17 protein-coding genes and 1 tRNA gene are annotated in these 16,123 nt (G+C 64.8%); 13 read left to right on the top strand and 5 right to left on the bottom strand.

Annotated features, from left to right (window positions below; genetic code table 11):
• Positions 1 to 1,572: 1,572 nt before the first annotated feature.
• Positions 1,573 to 3,375 carry a DNA methyltransferase gene (locus ABZ374_RS34760; protein WP_360318969.1) on the bottom strand — a complete coding sequence of 601 codons (1,803 nt, stop codon included), beginning with the start codon at positions 3,373 to 3,375 and terminating at the stop codon, positions 1,573 to 1,575.
• Here ABZ374_RS34760 and ABZ374_RS34755 point away from each other — a divergent pair.
• The 3 genes from ABZ374_RS34755 to ABZ374_RS34745 all read left to right on the top strand — a co-directional run bounded on the left by ABZ374_RS34755 (position 3,314) and on the right by ABZ374_RS34745 (position 5,968).
• A complete protein-coding gene (locus tag ABZ374_RS34755) occupies positions 3,314 to 3,661 on the top strand; it encodes a helix-turn-helix transcriptional regulator (protein ID WP_360318967.1) in 348 nt (115 codons plus the stop codon). The two genes, ABZ374_RS34760 and ABZ374_RS34755, sit on opposite strands and share 62 nt — an antisense overlap.
• Entirely contained in the window at positions 3,662 to 5,152 is a 1,491-nt protein-coding gene (locus ABZ374_RS34750) for a hypothetical protein (protein ID WP_360318965.1), read from the top strand.
• Positions 5,153 to 5,380: 228 nt separating this feature from the next.
• Positions 5,381 to 5,968, top strand: coding sequence for an NUDIX hydrolase (locus tag ABZ374_RS34745; RefSeq protein ID WP_360318963.1), 588 nt, complete (start codon positions 5,381 to 5,383; stop codon positions 5,966 to 5,968).
• Here the strand turns inward: ABZ374_RS34745 and ABZ374_RS34740 are convergent.
• Positions 5,954 to 7,015: an XRE family transcriptional regulator gene (locus ABZ374_RS34740; RefSeq protein ID WP_360318961.1), complete on the bottom strand. Its 1,062-nt coding sequence runs from the start codon at positions 7,013 to 7,015 to the stop codon at positions 5,954 to 5,956. The genes ABZ374_RS34745 and ABZ374_RS34740 overlap by 15 nt on opposite strands.
• A 219-nt stretch (positions 7,016 to 7,234) precedes the next feature.
• On the opposite strand from ABZ374_RS34740, the gene ABZ374_RS34735 reads away from it, so the two are divergent.
• From ABZ374_RS34735 to ABZ374_RS34725, 3 genes are read left to right on the top strand one after another with little or no spacing between them, the layout of a single operon-like run.
• Positions 7,235 to 7,771, top strand: a complete 537-nt coding sequence (locus tag ABZ374_RS34735; protein ID WP_360318959.1) for a hypothetical protein — start codon at positions 7,235 to 7,237, stop codon at positions 7,769 to 7,771.
• Positions 7,772 to 7,810: 39 nt separating this feature from the next.
• On the top strand, positions 7,811 to 8,074 hold the full coding sequence (locus ABZ374_RS34730; RefSeq protein ID WP_360318957.1) for a hypothetical protein: 264 nt from the start codon (positions 7,811 to 7,813) through the stop codon (positions 8,072 to 8,074).
• Entirely contained in the window at positions 8,067 to 8,378 is a 312-nt protein-coding gene (locus ABZ374_RS34725) for a hypothetical protein (protein ID WP_360318955.1), read from the top strand. The genes ABZ374_RS34730 and ABZ374_RS34725 overlap by 8 nt, the downstream gene beginning before the upstream one ends.
• A gap of 96 nt (positions 8,379 to 8,474) precedes the next feature.
• Here ABZ374_RS34725 and ABZ374_RS34720 read toward each other — a convergent pair whose 3' ends face one another.
• Entirely contained in the window at positions 8,475 to 8,804 is a 330-nt protein-coding gene (locus ABZ374_RS34720) for a hypothetical protein (RefSeq protein WP_360318953.1), read from the bottom strand.
• A complete protein-coding gene (locus ABZ374_RS34715; RefSeq protein ID WP_360318951.1) occupies positions 8,801 to 9,553 on the bottom strand; it encodes a GntR family transcriptional regulator in 753 nt (250 codons plus the stop codon). Before ABZ374_RS34715 ends, ABZ374_RS34720 begins: the two co-directional genes overlap by 4 nt.
• 179 nt (positions 9,554 to 9,732) lie before the next feature.
• Between ABZ374_RS34715 and ABZ374_RS34710 the strand changes: the two genes are divergently transcribed.
• The 6 genes from ABZ374_RS34710 (at position 9,733) to ABZ374_RS34685 (ending at position 15,133) form a co-directional block, all read left to right on the top strand.
• On the top strand, positions 9,733 to 10,134 hold the full coding sequence (locus ABZ374_RS34710; protein ID WP_360318949.1) for a plasmid replication, integration and excision activator: 402 nt from the start codon (positions 9,733 to 9,735) through the stop codon (positions 10,132 to 10,134).
• Between the two features lie 119 nt (positions 10,135 to 10,253).
• Positions 10,254 to 11,624, top strand: coding sequence for an FtsK/SpoIIIE domain-containing protein (locus tag ABZ374_RS34705; RefSeq protein WP_360318947.1), 1,371 nt, complete (start codon positions 10,254 to 10,256; stop codon positions 11,622 to 11,624).
• A 23-nt stretch (positions 11,625 to 11,647) separates the two neighbouring features.
• A complete protein-coding gene (locus tag ABZ374_RS34700; RefSeq protein WP_360318944.1) occupies positions 11,648 to 11,956 on the top strand; it encodes a hypothetical protein in 309 nt (102 codons plus the stop codon).
• Positions 11,953 to 13,548, top strand: coding sequence for a replication initiator (locus ABZ374_RS34695; RefSeq protein WP_360318942.1), 1,596 nt, complete (start codon positions 11,953 to 11,955; stop codon positions 13,546 to 13,548). Before ABZ374_RS34700 ends, ABZ374_RS34695 begins: the two co-directional genes overlap by 4 nt.
• A complete protein-coding gene (locus ABZ374_RS34690) occupies positions 13,545 to 13,754 on the top strand; it encodes a helix-turn-helix domain-containing protein (protein WP_360318940.1) in 210 nt (69 codons plus the stop codon). The genes ABZ374_RS34695 and ABZ374_RS34690 overlap by 4 nt, the downstream gene beginning before the upstream one ends.
• A complete protein-coding gene (locus tag ABZ374_RS34685) occupies positions 13,751 to 15,133 on the top strand; it encodes a tyrosine-type recombinase/integrase (protein WP_360318937.1) in 1,383 nt (460 codons plus the stop codon). The genes ABZ374_RS34690 and ABZ374_RS34685 overlap by 4 nt, the downstream gene beginning before the upstream one ends.
• A gap of 256 nt (positions 15,134 to 15,389) precedes the next feature.
• Here ABZ374_RS34685 and ABZ374_RS34680 read toward each other — a convergent pair.
• Positions 15,390 to 15,461: transfer RNA gene (locus ABZ374_RS34680), tRNA-Arg, on the bottom strand.
• 128 nt (positions 15,462 to 15,589) lie between these two features.
• Here ABZ374_RS34680 and ABZ374_RS34675 point away from each other — a divergent pair.
• Positions 15,590 to 16,081, top strand: coding sequence for a response regulator (locus tag ABZ374_RS34675; RefSeq protein WP_360318975.1), 492 nt, complete (start codon positions 15,590 to 15,592; stop codon positions 16,079 to 16,081).
• Positions 16,082 to 16,123: the final 42 nt, after the last annotated feature.

The raw sequence follows: 16,123 nt of genomic DNA, 5'->3' as shown, positions 1-16,123 counted from the left end.
CGCTCCCACTCCGCATCCGTCAGATCACCCCGCCCCATTCCCGGACCAACGACTCGACCGCGAGATAGTCACATGATCGACCGGACGTGTCCTAGGGGCGGCCCGACGTCAAAACGCTCCGGTCCATCCTGTCGCCCCCGATACTTCGTGAGATCGATCGGCCCCGTGAGATCTCCAAGGCGGTCGCGTGGGTCGAGAAAGCACCGCCGCCCATTGCGCTCACCGAGAAGCAGGTCACGTCACCCTTGCCAGCTCGGCCGTACAACCTTCGGCACACCTGCACCTCGCTCCGACTGAACGCGAGAGCGCCTGCAACCGAAGTCGCGGAACGGCTCGGCCACTCCGCGGACGTGCTCCTGAGGCTCTACGCCAAGTGCATCGACGAACAGCGCGACCCGATCAACAAGCGCATCTCGGACGGCCTCGACGACGACGCCTGACCAGACGACGGACCAGCCGTCAGGCGCCAGGAAGCCCCAGAGTGATCCGGAGCCTTCGTCGTGTCCGGGCCTTGCCGCAGACACGCCGGAAGCTCACTCTGACCTGCGGAAAAACCCTCAAGACCATCGCACGCATGTTGCACGACGGCCGTCCAGTGCCTGCTTTCGCCTCCGCGAAGCGACACACATCGTGACGGCGGAAAAGAGGCCGGAAAACAAAAACAGCAGCTCACGTGGCTTCGTGGCTGCTGATCCTGGTGACGCTGTGTGCCCCTGGCAGGATTCGAACCTGCGCACACGGCTCCGGAGCGGGTGTGAGCGCATTCCCCAAATCGGCCTCTGACCAGCACGTTAGTCGCGTCGGAGCCCACCCGATTTAAAGATCATTACACGCATGCTGCACAACCAGTCGGCTGCCCCCAAAACCCGACTCACGCACCCGGTCCACGGCATGCCGGGGACCGGGGGCATGCCGTGGTTTATGCGCGCGGGTCACGCTACCCGACCAACAACCCGGGTGCTCGGCAACCGCGGCCCGAACCCCGAAGCCCAGCACCAACGGGTGCCCTACGCAACGAGCGCGCCCCGGTCGCGGCCAAAGGTCGCGTCGCCGGCCCCCAGCCAGCTCGCAGTGCAGCTGCGAAGTCCAGTTAACCCTGCCAGTCGATGTCTGCCGCAGGCTAGCTTGGAGGGCTTGCCTGTGATCACGTTCGGGACCTGGGCAGGTGCACCCTGCTGCGGCGCATTCGCTTATCCCCTGAGTACCCGTCAGGACCCCTGAGCCGTACCCCGTTCTGGTGCGCATCTGAGGGACGTAAAAGCCGGACCCGTCTAGCCCCACAAGTGGGTGGTTGGTCTGGGCTTCTCTTCTTGGTCGGGCATGCCGCCACACACTCCGGTTCCCGGAGGGGCGCAACGGCTCACGTAATGACGCTCGCGCTCCTGCTGGGCCAGGTTAGACGTAGATCCCATGTCCGAACGCACCAGTTCCCCAGTGGCGTTCGCGTCCGCGTTGAGTGTCTCTCCTTCTTGCTGATGAATGAAGGGCGGCCTTCTGCCGCAGACGCGCTTGATCACGAAAATATTATTTTCGGTCGGCCTTCGGTGCTGAGGATGCGCCTAACGTCTTGGGCTACTCAAACAGCAGATCAGCTTGAACTTTCTGCGGTTCTGGCTGGCGGGCGGGGGGAGTAGGAGTGGCATCTGACACCTCACGGGCTCGGCGCAGGTGGCCACTTTTGGACTCGATGGCCCAGTCGTCTTCGACCAAAGTGTGCGTGACGATACTGAGATCCAGCTCATCGAGTTTCCACCCGCTACGCATTGCCGTTCGCAGCAACTCCAAGTAGAGATGGCTGGGTGTGGTGTCCGGGTTCTCCTCAGCCAGCCTACGCACAGTCTTTGCTGTCTCGCCTTCAGGAATGTGAGTGAGTTCTGACTGCCCCTCTGTGGCTGCACGCATCGTGATGACCAAGTCGAGGGTGGCTACGTGTTCGAACCCTGATGCGAGGCCCTTAACGGAGCGCTGGCCCTTGTTTAGGATGGTGAGTTCTTCAGGGACTACGGAAAGCCCAGCATTGCAGATAGCCTGCTGGACCAAGGCCCACATACGGCCAGAAGAGTTTCCGAAGACCATGCTGATTGCGCCTCCTGGCTTCAGCACCCGCCGGCATTCAGAAAGAGCGGAGGTCAGCAGCTCCTCATAACGCCTGGCAGATCTGCGCCCTTTTCGACTTCGGTCAACGACGGCTTCTTTCTCCACGTCCGAGAAACTGCTTAGCCACGCTTCCTGGAAGAGCGCCATGTCTGCGTAGAATAGGTTCGAACCGAAAGGGGGGTCCGTAAATACATAGTCGATGCTCTGATCGGGAAGAGGGATGGACTCGGCGCTGCTGATCTCGTAGACCACATTAGGCTGCGAGTCGGCGGTGGCGTAGATGTGGCGAGATGCCTTGATCCACTCATCCGAGCGGATAGTGGAAATTACCTTTCGGAGAAAAAGTTCGTAGACATTCCACTCGTAGAAAACCGGGGCAACGTAGTAATTAGCATTCGCGGCATTGAGCGGACGCTTAGGGTGCCATTGGTAGCGTTTGGAAGCACGAGTTAGGCAGGCGGTGAAGGAAAAGAGCAGTTTATTGCGGATAGCTTCGTCGGGAACGATGCGAATTTGTTCCCGCAGCGCTGTGAGGACTGCTAGATTTCTGGGTGAATAGAAAGACGCAATAGTCGTCATTCCATTCTTGCCGAGCGCTGAGGCTTTGTACATCTCGCGGTCTGGCGTGATTTCGACCCGGGGATAAGGGAGACTCTCGATAGCAAGATCGACGGGACTGGGCTGCGGGGCTTGCTCGACCTGGGTTCGTTGGCAGCCACATGAGACGTAGGCGAGAACTGGTGCTTCTCCGATGCGCTTGTTGCGGCTGCTGATGGGGCCTCGGCAGTGAGGGCACAGCATGTCGGCCTTTACCCAGCCTGCCGCCTTCATGGAGTGGTAGTAGGCGACGGGCTTATCACAGGAGGGGCATTCCACAATCACTGACCATACCGTCTTGGCCAGCTCTCCATCCTGTGAGCAGCCTACGCATTTCACTCCGTATACGTTGCCAAGTTGTCTTTTGGCGGCTTGGACTACCTCGCTTGCATACTTGTTCAACGCCTGAGGATCTACGAGGCTGACGTAGTTTTGGCCGATATGCTGACCGAGTACGCTGATATCGAAGAGACTTGCGGAACGACCAATCATTGCTGCGGCAACCCCTGTCATGCCGGAGCCGGCAAACGGGTCGAGCACCACGGCACCGGGCTCCGTGTGGGCCTTGATAAAGGGGATGATCGCGGGTGCAGGAACCTTCGTCAGGTAGGCATGTGCCATGTACGCGGGGTCACTACGACCGACGTTGAGTTCTTCCGTCATACCACTGATGTTACTCATAGTCTGTAGCCTCATCGTCTGCATCGCCCTAGATTTGGTCCCCATGGCTGAGCAGGGGCGGGTGACGTTTCATCCCCGGCGGGTTGCCTTCGGCAATCGTATCCGAGAACTTCGTGAGGTCCGGGGACTCTCCCAGGAAAAGCTCGCGGACCTAGCCGGTGTTCATCGAACATATGTTTCCAGTGTAGAGCGCGGTCAGCGAAATATCGGCTTGGACAATGTCTTCGCCATCGCCGCGGCGCTGGAAGTCTCACCCGCTCGGCTCTTTGAGGGCACGGGAGAGTAAATGGGATTCAAAGAAGATGAGGACTTTGCTCGGTACCTCACGATGGGTGCCCATGGGACGGTTGCCCTCAAAAGCGACCTTGAGCGGCGTGGCCATAGGATCATCGAACTTGAGCGCTATTCGATGGGCAATAAGGTCTGGTCTGTCAAGGTAAAGCGACTTCGTATTCCTGATCTCGTGTGTGTCAGATGTGGTCGTCGATTTGAGTCCAAGGCAAAGTCAAAACTTGAGTTAAAGCTGTCACATTCAGCGACCGTAGGCCGCGAGTGGCATGCTGGCGGTATGCGCGACGAAGACGTTTTTGGATTCATCCGGATCGTGCTCGAAGGGGGCATTCGAGCCGGAAAACCGCTTTATGTGACGCGCAAGGCTTTGTGGGATGCGCTTGGCAGCGTTAAGGAGGGTACGAGGAAGGCTATATCGGCAGGATCTGAGGCTGATGTCTCATGGCCTATTTGGGTTCCCGGATATGCAGGATGCCTCTTGTCGATCATGCCGATGGACGGGGAAGGGAACGTTACCGTCCAGAGATCGAATGGCGGAACCCGTACCTACAAGCGGAACAAGATGTGGACCCAGGTACATGCTTATCTCCAACCTGGTGAGCCTTTCGAGGCCGCATCTACGGCTGTTGCGGGATCTGTGGCACCTGCCGATGTTTCTTGTGCCGGCGATATTTGGGACTGGGGAAGTGATCTAGCGTCGGCAAGTAGCGGTGATCGCTATGCCGCCGTCAAATCATGCTACGTCCGATCACGGATAGACGTTGATGCAGTCGTTAGAGAAATCGCCCGTAATTGCGACGAGGACTGGCGTGTCAGGCTTGAGGCCATTGGGGTGCTCGCAAGCCGCGACGAAGACAGTTGGGTTCCTATGCTGAGAGGCACAGCCACTGATGTCCTTTTGCCTCCCGAACAACAGATCGAGAGCGTTTTTCTTCTGACCGAGCTCGCGAGCTTGGGAGTAGAAGCCGCAGCGGAAGCACTCTACGAGGTCGCGGTTCCTAATGCGGATAGAAAAGATGAGGTTCGGGCGGCTGCGGTCTGGGGTCTAGGACTCGGGGCGGCTACTTCACGTTCTCGGGTCGTGGATTTCTTTGCCGATGCTGATGACCGGGTAGCACTTCATGCTGCCTCTTCCTTGGCCAACAATCTGCCAACCGATGTATTGAAATCACTCCAACGATGGATGGTCGAAGATCACGGTGAACGGAGGGCTGCGGTCGCAGCCTCGGTCTTGGCTCGGCACGGGCAAATCCAGTCTCTTTTGGACGTCGTTGAGACCTCTGACAGTCTAGGTTCGAAGTTGGCGCTGCGTGCTCTGGGTGATCTTTCACCTTCGCAAGTGAAACGGGGTGCAGGTCGTGAAATACCTGTGGAGACGTTGAGAATCCTTGAGGTTGTATGGGCCCAGCATCACGACTGGCTGCGGCATCCCGAAAACCTCGGCGCTCTCGACATTCTTGATAAACAGCAGATCCGCTTCTCGTAGTGCGTGTGTGCCTACGCTCAAAGGGTCTTGCAGCGGGAGTTCCGCCCGGGTGGGGGTCCGCCGTGACCGGCGGCCACGCCGCACGCGCGGCGGGCCCCGGCTGGCCGGGCGATGGAGCGCCCGTCAGAGCGTGCGCTTGATCTAGTACAGCTCAATTCGGCAGTGGTTGGGGCGTGCTGGTCTTCGTTGGGGCCGGCCTGTAGATCGTCTGGCCGGTAGCGTCGCCGTGTGGCTACTGACGATGACACTTCCTCGGCCTGGGTCGTTCATGGCGAACGGATCATCTATGACAACGAGTGGATGCGCGTCTTCCTGACTGACGTCGAACTGCCTGATGGGGAGCGGTTCGAGCATCATGTGATCAAGCTGCATGCTGCCGCGATGACGGTGCTGATCGATGATCAGGACAGGGTCCTGATGATGTGGCGGCATCGGTTCGTGTCGGATCGGTGGGGGTGGGAGATCCCGGGCGGCCTGGTCGACCCCGGGGAGGATCCCGAAGAGACGGCGCTGCGCGAGCTGCTGGAGGAGACGGGCTATCGGCCGACCACCTTCCGGCACGTCGCGCGCTTTCAGCCCATGGTCGGCATGGTCGACTCGTGGCATGACGTGTTCGTGGGGGAGGGGGCGACTCAGGTCGCTGAGCCGACCGAGACGACCGAGATGGCGCGGATGGAGTGGGTGCCGCTTGCGGACATCCCCGGCCTGATCGCCAAGGGACGGATCTGGAACTCCGGCGTACTCATCGGCCTGCTTCACGTCTTGGCCTCCCGTGGGGGCGCCAAGCTTGATGATGAGGCGTCAGAGTCGTTCTGACAGGCGGACGAGGCGGCGGCGGGACCTTGCCGATGAGGCAACGGTGCTGAGCTTCTTCGCCTCGTGCCAGTGGATGCGGGCTTCTTCGGTGCGGCCGTGGGCGATCAGGGCTTCGGTCAGGTCGCACCGGAGACCGGCCTCGGCCCTGGTGAAGCCGCCCATGCTCGCCAAGGCGGTGGTCAGGCTGTCGATCACCTCGGTGTCGCCCAGTTTGACGAGGCAGGAACCGCGCCACCTGGCCAAGTGGGCGAGATTGAGGGCCAGGAAGGGCAAGTCCGGGTCGTCCGGGTCCGCGGGCAGGGCTGCTGCTGCCATGTCCATGGAGTTCATCGATGCTGCCCCGTCGCCCAAAGCGGCGTGTGCTTCGGCTTCTGCGCCGTAGAGCCAACTGCGGGTCAGGGACGGCAGTCTCGTCCTGTTCTCCCCGTGGGCGTAGCGGATCAGGTCCAACGCCGAGTCTGCCTGTCCCAACTCCAACAAGACGTAAGCCTGTTCGGCAGTCGCGAAGGCCAGGATGCTCGGGTCCTCCGCGATGCTCGCTGCTGCCTTCGCGCGCTCGAAGTGCTCCCACGAATCGTGCAGCGACTCGGTGTCGACGCCTTGCCATCCCGCGAGTGCGGATGCGTCGGCCAGGACGTGTGCCAGGCCGGCCCGCTGCTTCGGCTTCATGGCGTGCTTGAGCAACTGGTCGACCTGCCTGATGTGGGCGCTCATCTCCTCGGCGACGACGGCGGCGCCCAGCCGGCGGTCCTTCAGCCGGATTGCGTTCGTCTGGAACTTCAGCAGAGCGAGCATCTCGTCGTCCACGGCGCGGGCGCTCTCCAGGCGGGTCATCAGTTCGATCACGCCCGGATCGGGCCTGCCCCACGCGTTCGTGCTCGGCTGGTCGAAGGCCAGGTCTTCCGGCTCGACCTCGTACACCGCGCACAGGATCGCCTGGTAGCGCTCGTCGGGTAGCTGTCGGCCGTTCTCCCAGTCGGAGATCCGGCGCTTCAAGCTGTCGTCGCTCACGAGCTTCGTGCCGCGGCGGGCGGCGGTCTGCCGCATGTGTCGCATGAGTTCGCGTTGCGTCCAGGACCGTTCGTTCCGGGTTCGGCGCAAGCGCTGTGCGTAGAGCGGAAGAGCCTCGTTGTCCATCGTCGCCCCCAGGGGGACAGGGGGACGCGTCCCCCTGCTCGGGTCCGTGTCATCTTCCGCGCACCGCACCCTGCGGTCAACTCTGAACGCACAGTAATCGAAAGCAGATGCCCTGAAGGGGGCGACGCTGTGCGTAAGACGATCTTGAACTCGCAGGAGTGGCTGGCCCAAGCGGCCGACCACCCCCAGCGATGCATCAACGAATGGGACAAGGCGCCCCTGACCCCGTACCCGCTGGCGATCGGCAAGATCTTCGACCTGGTGACTGTGCATCGCCGCGTCGGAGAAAGGGTGTTGGCATTCTACGACCGCGAAAGCACCTCCCCCGGCGGCACTGTTCTCGACGTTCGGGCCGCCAAGATCGGCTTTCTCGTGTACCGAAACCCGGCCCGCCCGCCGCTGACGGTGGCTCTCGCGTGTGACGCCAAGTACCGCACCCGCTGCCCCGGATTGAAGGGATACCTTCTCGCATCGGCTCCACTCACGCCCGACGATCCGGACGTGGAGAAGGCGATCACCCGGTGGCTTCGCCCACCCGGCTACTTCGGCCTCTATACGTTCCGCCTGGACGCGCTGGCGGCGAAGCTCGCCGAAGTCGCCCGGGAAGGCAAAGCCTTTCCGCCGGCCGATAAGGCGCTGTCGACGCCCTCGCGCTCCAACCGATGAAGGGGTGCAGCGGTGCGTGATTCGAATGAGCCACACGGCATGGCCGACGACAGCGACGCCTGGTACGTGGCCCGTTCCGCAGTGATGGAACTGCGCGACGTGCTGATCGCGGCCGGCATGGAAGCGGACTTCACATTCCTCACGGCGGACGTCAACGCCTTCGGGCGCGGGATCGTCAACCTGGGCCGGATCTCCCCGGCGACGACCCGCCGACTGGCCGCGTTGCTGCGGGCGGCTCGTCAGGCGTTGGGGGACGAGGCGTTCGCGACGGAGGGGACCGACGGGGAGCAAGACCATGGATGACAAGAACGACGTCCGCGCGGATGTCTTGCGGCCCGGCGTGCCGTACGTCCGGGGCTGGTCCGAAGCGCGGGACGCTGCACGCGAGTTGGCCAACGAGTTGAGGTTGCTGGGCCTGGCCGACGACTTCGCCTACTTGCAGGGTGACGTGAACATCGTCGGCACGGGGCACGTCCGGCTCGGCCGAGTGACGAGTGATGCCGCCACCCGGCTCAAGGAGGCGCTGGTGCACGGCTTGTGCGTCGAGATCGGTCGCCTTCCGTGTGCGGAGGAGCCGGCGCGCGACGACCGGCCGACCCCGGCCTGATCCAAGTTCGGCCGGCCTCTTCTCGTGTCTCCGGCCGAAATAGAGAACCCCCGCTCACTGGTCCTGAGCGGGGGTTTTCGCACGTCCGAAGCCGGTTCAGACCGGCGTGCGGAACTGGGTCCTGAGATTCGGCCGGTAGAGGACCTCGACATAGACCACGGACTCATGGACCAAATCGAGGTTGATCATGGCGCGGTCGCCCTCTCCCAGAAGGCAGACCATGCGATGCCCCGGGCCGTAGGGGCCTTCCGGGTCCGGCGCCGTTCTGAAGCTCTGGCAGAAATCGTCGCCACAGCCGCACCACTCGTGGAAGTGCGTCTTCGGGAGATCGTCGGCCAATGAATGGTCGGCCTCCTCGCGCAGGAGCCTGACCAACTCGGCGTAAAGCTCCGGGAGGGCCTCCGACAGCGGTCGGGTTCCGCTCATGACGAACGGCCGAAGCCGTAGGAGATCTCCAGATCGTCACTGGAGATCTTGAACTCTTCGAGAGCGAGAGGTCGTTCGTCCTGATTCAAGGTCAGTCGCAGAACGTGGAACAGCGGAACCCCGTCGGCCAAGTGGAGCGCGGTGGCTTCGTCGGGGAGCGGCATGCGGCTGCGGACGTTCTCGGTCCAGTGCAGTTCGTGCCCGATCCGCTCAAGTGCCGCGTAGAGCTGCGGGGCGGGTGGGGGAGCGGTGTCGGCGTACGGGGTGTTCTCCAGGGCCGAGAACGGGACGTACGTCCGGTGGGCCTGGCGCAGCCGGCCGTGCTCGGCGGTCTGCAACTCGTCGTAGGTGAACATCGGTTCGCCCGGCGGCACGCGAAGCATGTCGGCAAGTGCCAAGGGGGCGTCCGTCCGGGTTGCGGTCGGCTCGTCCCGGGTGGTCCAGCGGATGGCGTCGGCCTCGACGTACCGGCCGTCCCGATCGCGGCGTACCCCCCGCGGACGCGTCGTGTTCGGCCTGGCGTGCGGAGAGCGCACGAACATCCCGCGGCCCATCAACACCTCGACCAGCCCGGCCGCACGAAGCTCGGTGATGCCCTGGCGGACCGTCGGGCGGGATACCCCGAACTCCTTCGCCAACTGCTCCTCGCTCGGCAGCGGCTGCCCGGCAGGGAACGTGCCGTCCATGATCCGGTCGCGCAGATAGTCCGCGATCTCGTGATACCGGGCCTTCTTACGAGCGGGCTCCATGGCTTTCCTCCGGGTCTGCTGCGGGGAATGCGGTTCGTGCTTCCTGCTGGCAGCATCCCGCAGGACATGACTCTTGACAAGACGTACTACGGGTGCGCACTCTGAAGTCATCCCGTAGTACGGGTTGGCATCGTCTTCGATCGAAACGGTGTCTCGGGACTCGCGATGGGTGATCCGAAATGGCAATCAAAGGTGCAATCCCGGTGTCGTTCGCGGCGGTGTTCCCTTTCGGGGCGTTCGCGAAGTCGGTGGTTCCGATGGCCGACTTCGAGGCGTCCAAGGGCGGCGTGAAGGTGCAGGCGCGCGACAAGGCGACCGGGCTGCCGGTCTGGGCGGTCTCGGTGGTCGACGGTGACCCGGACGCGAACGAGGCGACGGTGAAGGTCAAGGTCGCCTCCGACGCGGAGCCGGTTCTTCCGGACACGCTGCCCGGGCTGCCGTTCCGGCCGGTGGAGTTCGAGGGCCTGACCGTGACGGCGTATCTGAACCAGTCCACCAACCGTGTGGCGTTCTCCTACCGCGCGTCGGGCCTGCGGGCTCCGGGTGGGCCGCTGAAGAGCGCGATCAAGGCGGCGGGTTGACCGCGCGCTTGAGGCAAGACAGGCGCGGCCCTGGTGCGGACTTACTTTGGCGGGTTCGTCGCACCGGGGCCGCTCCCCATCCGAGTGACACAAGTGATCTTCGAAGGGGTTCTTCCATCATGCATGTGTTCCAGCGGCCCGTGGTGCGGTTCGGGGCCTTACTGCTCACGGTGTTGTACGTCGTGTTCGAGGTGGTGCGGGCGCGCGGCGGCGTCGTCGCCTCTTGCCTCCTCCTCTTCGTCTATCTGACGGTCGGGGTCGCGTCCGTCTGGTGGTGGTTGTTCTCGTTCGCGTCCCGGGTGCGGCGTGGTTGGCCGGCGTTGTCGAAGGCGATCGGGGTGTGGCAGCAGGAGCCGGTGTCGCGGATCGACGAGACGTTCGAGTACCGGTATCCGCGCATCATGCGCATCCGCCGGCACGAACTGGGCTTCGACGTGACGGTCTCGCTGTTGCCGGGGCAGACCCCGAAGAACCTCGGTGATCACGTGGAGGGCATCGCCCACACGTGGGGCGTCTTCCGGGTCGAGGCGTCGTCCCCCGGGCGCGGGGTGGTCGTCCTGCGGGCCTGGTTCGCCGACCCGCTGGCCGAGTCGTTCGAGGCGCCCCCGATGCCCGGGTTGGGCGACGTCGTCAAGCGCGCGGCAGGGCTGGCCGCGGTCAGGTTCGGGAAGCCGGGGGTCGAGAGGGAGGACCCGTGGCGGCCGGAGTTCGCCTCGGCGGAGATCGGGCGGTGCGACGACGGGTCGCCGTGGCGGCTGCGGCTGCACGGCACTCACATCCTGGTCGCGGGTGTGACCGGTGCGGGGAAGGGCTCGGTGCTGTGGGGCGTCGTGCGGGCGCTGCTGCCGGCGGCCCGGGTGGGCATTGTGCAATTGTGGGCGTGCGACCCCAAGCGCATGGAACTGTCCTACGGTCGTTCGCTGTTCCGGCGGTACGCCTGTGAGCCGGTCGCGATGGTCGAGCTGCTGGAAGCCGCCGCGGTCGAGATGAACACGCGGGCGCAGACCTTCGCGGGCAGGGTCCGCAAGCACGAACCCTCGGCGTCCTGCCCGTTCGTCGTGGTGATCGTGGACGAGCTGGCGTTCCTGACGGCGTATCAACCCGATCGGGACCTGCGGAAGCGGGCGGACGCCGCGATCGCGACCTTGACCAGTCAGGGCCGGTCCGTCGGGTTCTGCGTGATCGGGGCGTTGCAGGACCCGCGCAAGGAGGTGATGAACATCCGCAACCTGTTCCCGGACCGGATCGCGCTGCGCCTGGACGAGCCGAACCAGGTGGACATGGTCTTGGGCAACGGCGCGCGGGAGCGGGGTGCGGCGGCCGACCTGATCTCGCCCGATCCGGAGATCGGCGCGGGGGTGGGCTACGTGAAGCGGGAGACGCAGCCCGAACCGGTGCGGGTGCGGGCGGCGTTCGTCTCCGACGACGCGATCGACGCGATGGTGCGCGACTACGGCCGGTCCTCCGACAGCTTCGGGGGTGCGGCATGACGAACAGCCGATATGAGGCCGACATGACCCGTGGGGTCATCGTCCTGCGCTGCGTGGCGGACTTTCTTGGTAGCCATCCGACTCTGCCCGCGATCAGTTCCATGGAGCTGACGTGGTCTCAGGCGGACCTGGTGTGGTCGGTGTCCGTGCACCTGTACGACGTCACGGCGGGCGACATGGAGCGCTGGGCGTCGGTCCTGGACGACGCGGTCACGGCCGGAGCCGAGAAGACGACTCGATACATCCGGGAGCACACCCTCTTCGAGGTGACAGGCACGGTTCACGGCCACCCGGTCACGGTGTGGACCGCCATCCCGAGGACGCCCCGATGAGCACGAGAGCCGAACGCGTCCGGATGCCGCTCGCACGTGAGGTGGTGCGTGCCGTTGCCCAAGATCACGGCGTCTGTGTGCGCCCGATCGCGCTGCGGCGGACCGACATCGTGACCGGTGAGACGACCGTGGTCGACGTCCCGTGTGGGGCGACGCTGGCGAGTGTGTGTCCGACCTGCGCCGAGCGGAAGCGGCGGCTGCGTATGGTGCAGTGCCGTGAGGGGTGGCACCTGACCGAGGAGCCGGTGCAGGAGGCGGACGAGCCGACCGACGAACAGCGGTTGCTGGCCGAACTGCGGGCGGACTGGACCAAGAAGCACGACCTGGCGAGCGGCGACGAGCGGGCCGAACTCGCCCAAGACCTGGCGGCCGTGGACGGGGAGTTGGCCGACTCCGGGGTGCGCGGGAACATCGACCCGGACCCGGTCACCCGGCGGGTGCGGTCCACGCGGCGGCGTCAGGACGCTCCTGATCTGCCCCGGCGTGAGGTCGATGCGCGCACAGTCGGGAAGGCGTACACCGCACCCGACGGCAAGGTGTTCCGGCCTTCGCTGTTCGTGACGCTCACGTTGCCCTCCTATGGGCGTGTACGCCACGACGGAACGCCTGTGGACGCGTCGGCGTACGACTACCGGGCGGCGGCTCGGGACGCACTGCACTTCTCGAAGCTGGTCGATCGGTTCGTGCAGAACCTGCGGCGCCTGGTCGGCTTCGACGTGCAGTACTTCGCTGCGGTGGAGTATCAGCGGCGGTTGGCGCCGCACATCCACCTCGCGATCCGGGGCACGGTGTCGCGGGCCGAACTGCGGCAGGTGGCGGCGGCCACGTATCACCAGGTGTGGTGGCCGGCCTGTGACGAACCGGTCCACTCGACCGACCGACCGCCGGTCTGGGATGCGGACACCGGCGCGTACCTCGACCCGGCGAACGGCACCGAACTCCCCACCTGGGATAAGGCGTTGGACGGCCTGGCCGACGATGCGGAACCGATTCACGTCGCCCGGTTCGGGACGCAGGTCGACGCCAAGGGCGTCCTCGTCGGCTCGCCCGACGCACGCCGCTGCATCGGCTACCTGACCAAGTACCTCAACAAGTCCGCCCACGAGTCCCACGAGGCCCACAGCGGGGCCCAGAACGCCCACGTGGACCGACTGACCGAAGTACTCCGTTACGAGCCCTGCTCGCCTACATGCGCGAACTGGCTGCTGTACGGGGTCCAGCCCAAGAACGCCCGTGCGGGCCTGCGTCTGGGCTGCTGCAAGTCGAAGGCCCATCGCCGGACCCACCTCGGCTACGGCGGGCGGCGTGTCCTGGTCTCGCGCAAGTGGTCCGGCAAGACCATGGCCGACCACAAGACGGAGCGCCGGGCATGGGTGCTGGACCTGGTCGGCGGTGCCGGCGACCTTCCGGATCCGAATCGGTTTATCTGGGCTCCGGTCGGCCGTGACGACCCTGACGTCGCACCGCTGTCCCATCGCCTCCGTCGCGCGGTCGCCGAACGGGTGCGGTGGCGCAAGGCGATGGACGACGCGAAAGCCCGCGCAGACGGACCGCTCGACAATTCGGCAACTGCCCGGGGGAGGGCGGCATGACCAGAAGAGCCAAGACTTCGGACGTCGAACTCATGACCGTCCCGGAAGTCCTCGAAGCGCTGGGTGGCCTCTCTCGCCGGACTTTCTACCGCTGGCGTGAACTCGGCTTGGCGCCGGCCTGCCACAAGCTCCCCAACGGCGAACTACGCGTCACGCGTGCGGCGTTCGCGGAGTGGCTCGACACTCGGGCGGAGGAAGCGGCGTGACGGACAAGACGTACAAGGTCCGAGTCTGGGCCGTGGTCCGGAACCAGAGCAGTAAGAAGAAGCCCTCTTTCGTGGTGCGTTGGACTGTCGCGGGCGAGCCGCAATCAGCGACGTTTGGTACGAAAGGGTTGGCCGACCGGTTCCGTGGACGCTTGATCCGTGCCACCGAGGACGGCGAAGCGTTCGATCTTGAGAGCGGTCTCCCTGAGTCCATGCAGAAGGCCAAACAGGCGACGTCGGCCCTCACCTTCGCGCTCGCCTACATGGACATGAAGTGGCCGGGCGCGGCTGCGAAGTCGCGGGACAGCATGACGGACGCGCTGGCCACGGCTCTGCCCGCGCTCGTGAAGGACAGTGACGGCCGTCCCGACGTGGTGACCCTGCGCCGCGCCCTCCGGCTGTTCGTTCTACCGCCGACTCGCCGGAAGCTCCCTCGGCCCGGCGACGTCACCAAAGCGGTTGCCTGGCTCGAAAAGAGGTCGCTGCCCATCAAGGGGCTCGCGGACGCCAAGACTGTTCACGGTGTGTTGGACGCGCTCGGTCTCAAGCTCGACGGAACCGCAGCAGGCGCCGAGACGCTTCGGCGTAAGCGCTCGGTCCTCTACAACCTCCTCGACTACGCCGTAGAGCTGGAACACCTTCCGGTGAACCCCATCGACAAGCTCAAGCGCAAGCGCGTCATGGTCGCCTCCTCGGTGGACCGTCGCTCGGTCGCCAACCCGGTTCAGGCTCGCGAACTGCTCGCCGCGGTGACCTACGTCGGCGGACACAAGCGGGCCGGCGGCCGTCGTCTCCGCGCCTTCTTCGCGGTTCTCTACTACGCCGGCACGCGCCCGGCAGAAGCGGTGAACCTGCGGCGCGCCGACTGTGTCTTGCCCACCTCGGGATGGGGCTCGCTCACCCTCCACACCACCCGGCCGGCGGCGGGGAAGACCTGGACGGACAACGGCCAGGCGCACGACGAGCGGGGCCTGAAGCAGCGGGCGGACAAGGACACGCGCCACGTGCCCATCCCTCCGCAACTCGTCGCGATCCTCCTCGCGCACATCGAAGAGTTCGGCACGGCAAAGGACGGTCGACTCTTCCCGAGCGAACGCCGTGGCGTCCTTGCCTCCTCCACCTACTCCCGAGTGTGGAAGGAAGCACGCACGCTCGCCCTGACCGAGGAACAGGTCTCCTCGCCTCTCGCGGCTCGGCCGTACGACCTGCGGCACGCCTGCGCGTCGCTCTGGCTCAACTCCGGAGTGCCGGCCACGGAGGTCGCCGAACGGCTCGGGCACTCGGTGGATGTGCTGCTCAAGATCTACGCCAAGTGCATCGACGGACAGCGCGACCTGATCAACCAACGCATCTCGGATGGTCTCGGTGACGAGAGCTGACCAACCGTCAGACGGTAGGAAGCCCCGGATCACTCCGGGGCTTTCGTCGTGTCCGGGCCACGCCGCGCATACGCCAAATACGCACTGTGACCTGCGGAAACGTCTCCAAGATCATTACGCGCCCATTACGCGCGGGCCGTCCTACGCCTGCACGCACCTGCGCGGGCTGACACACGGAGTGACGAGCGAAAAGGGGCCCCAAAACAAAAACAGCAGCTCACGAGTGATCGTGGCTGCTGAGACTGTTCACGCTGTGTGCCCCTGGCAGGATTCGAACCTGCGCACACGGCTCCGGAGGCCGTTGCTCTATCCCCTGAGCTACAGGGGCTCGGGTGACGTGAACATTACCAGCTCCGGGGAGTGGGTTGCGAAGGGGTTGGGGGGAGGCGGGGGTGAGATGTGCGGATCGGGCCCGCGGGTGGGGGTGGGGGGCCTAATCTCACTGGCGTGGGCGGGATTGGTGGTGAGGCGGCGCGGGTGCTTGTCGTGGATGACGACGAGGTGATTCGGCGGCTGATCGCGGTCAATCTGCGGCTGGAGGGGTTCGTGGTGAGTACCGCGTGTGATGGTGAGGAGTGTTTGCGGCTCGTGCACGAGGTGCGGCCGGATCTGGTCACGCTCGATGTGGTGATGCCGCATTTGGATGGGATCGGGACTGCCGCTCGGTTGCGGGCGGATCCGCGGACCAGTGGGTTGAAGATATTGATGATCAGTGCCTGTGCGCAGGACGAGGATTTTTCGCGGGCTCGGGCGGTGGGGGTCGACGGGTATCTGACCAAGCCGTTTCATCCCGAGCAGTTGATTCGGCTCGTGCGCGCGTTGTCGCCGGAGCCGGAGCCGGAGCCGGAGCCGGAGCCGAGGCCCGAGCCCGAGCCCGGGCCGGATTCCGTGGCCGACCGCCCGCTCGATCCCCCGCCCGGTTCCCCGGCGGAAGTCTCACCCGAATGACCGACCCCGCCCGCCGGGTGGGTTGGTCCGCGGGTCGCCTAC

The organism is Embleya sp. NPDC005971 (genome assembly GCF_040629175.1).
In the GTDB taxonomy this organism is placed as follows: Bacteria; Actinomycetota; Actinomycetes; order Streptomycetales; family Streptomycetaceae; genus Embleya.
The sequence above is the reverse complement of the archived record's forward strand: the minus strand, read 5'-3'. Positions and strand labels throughout refer to the sequence as shown.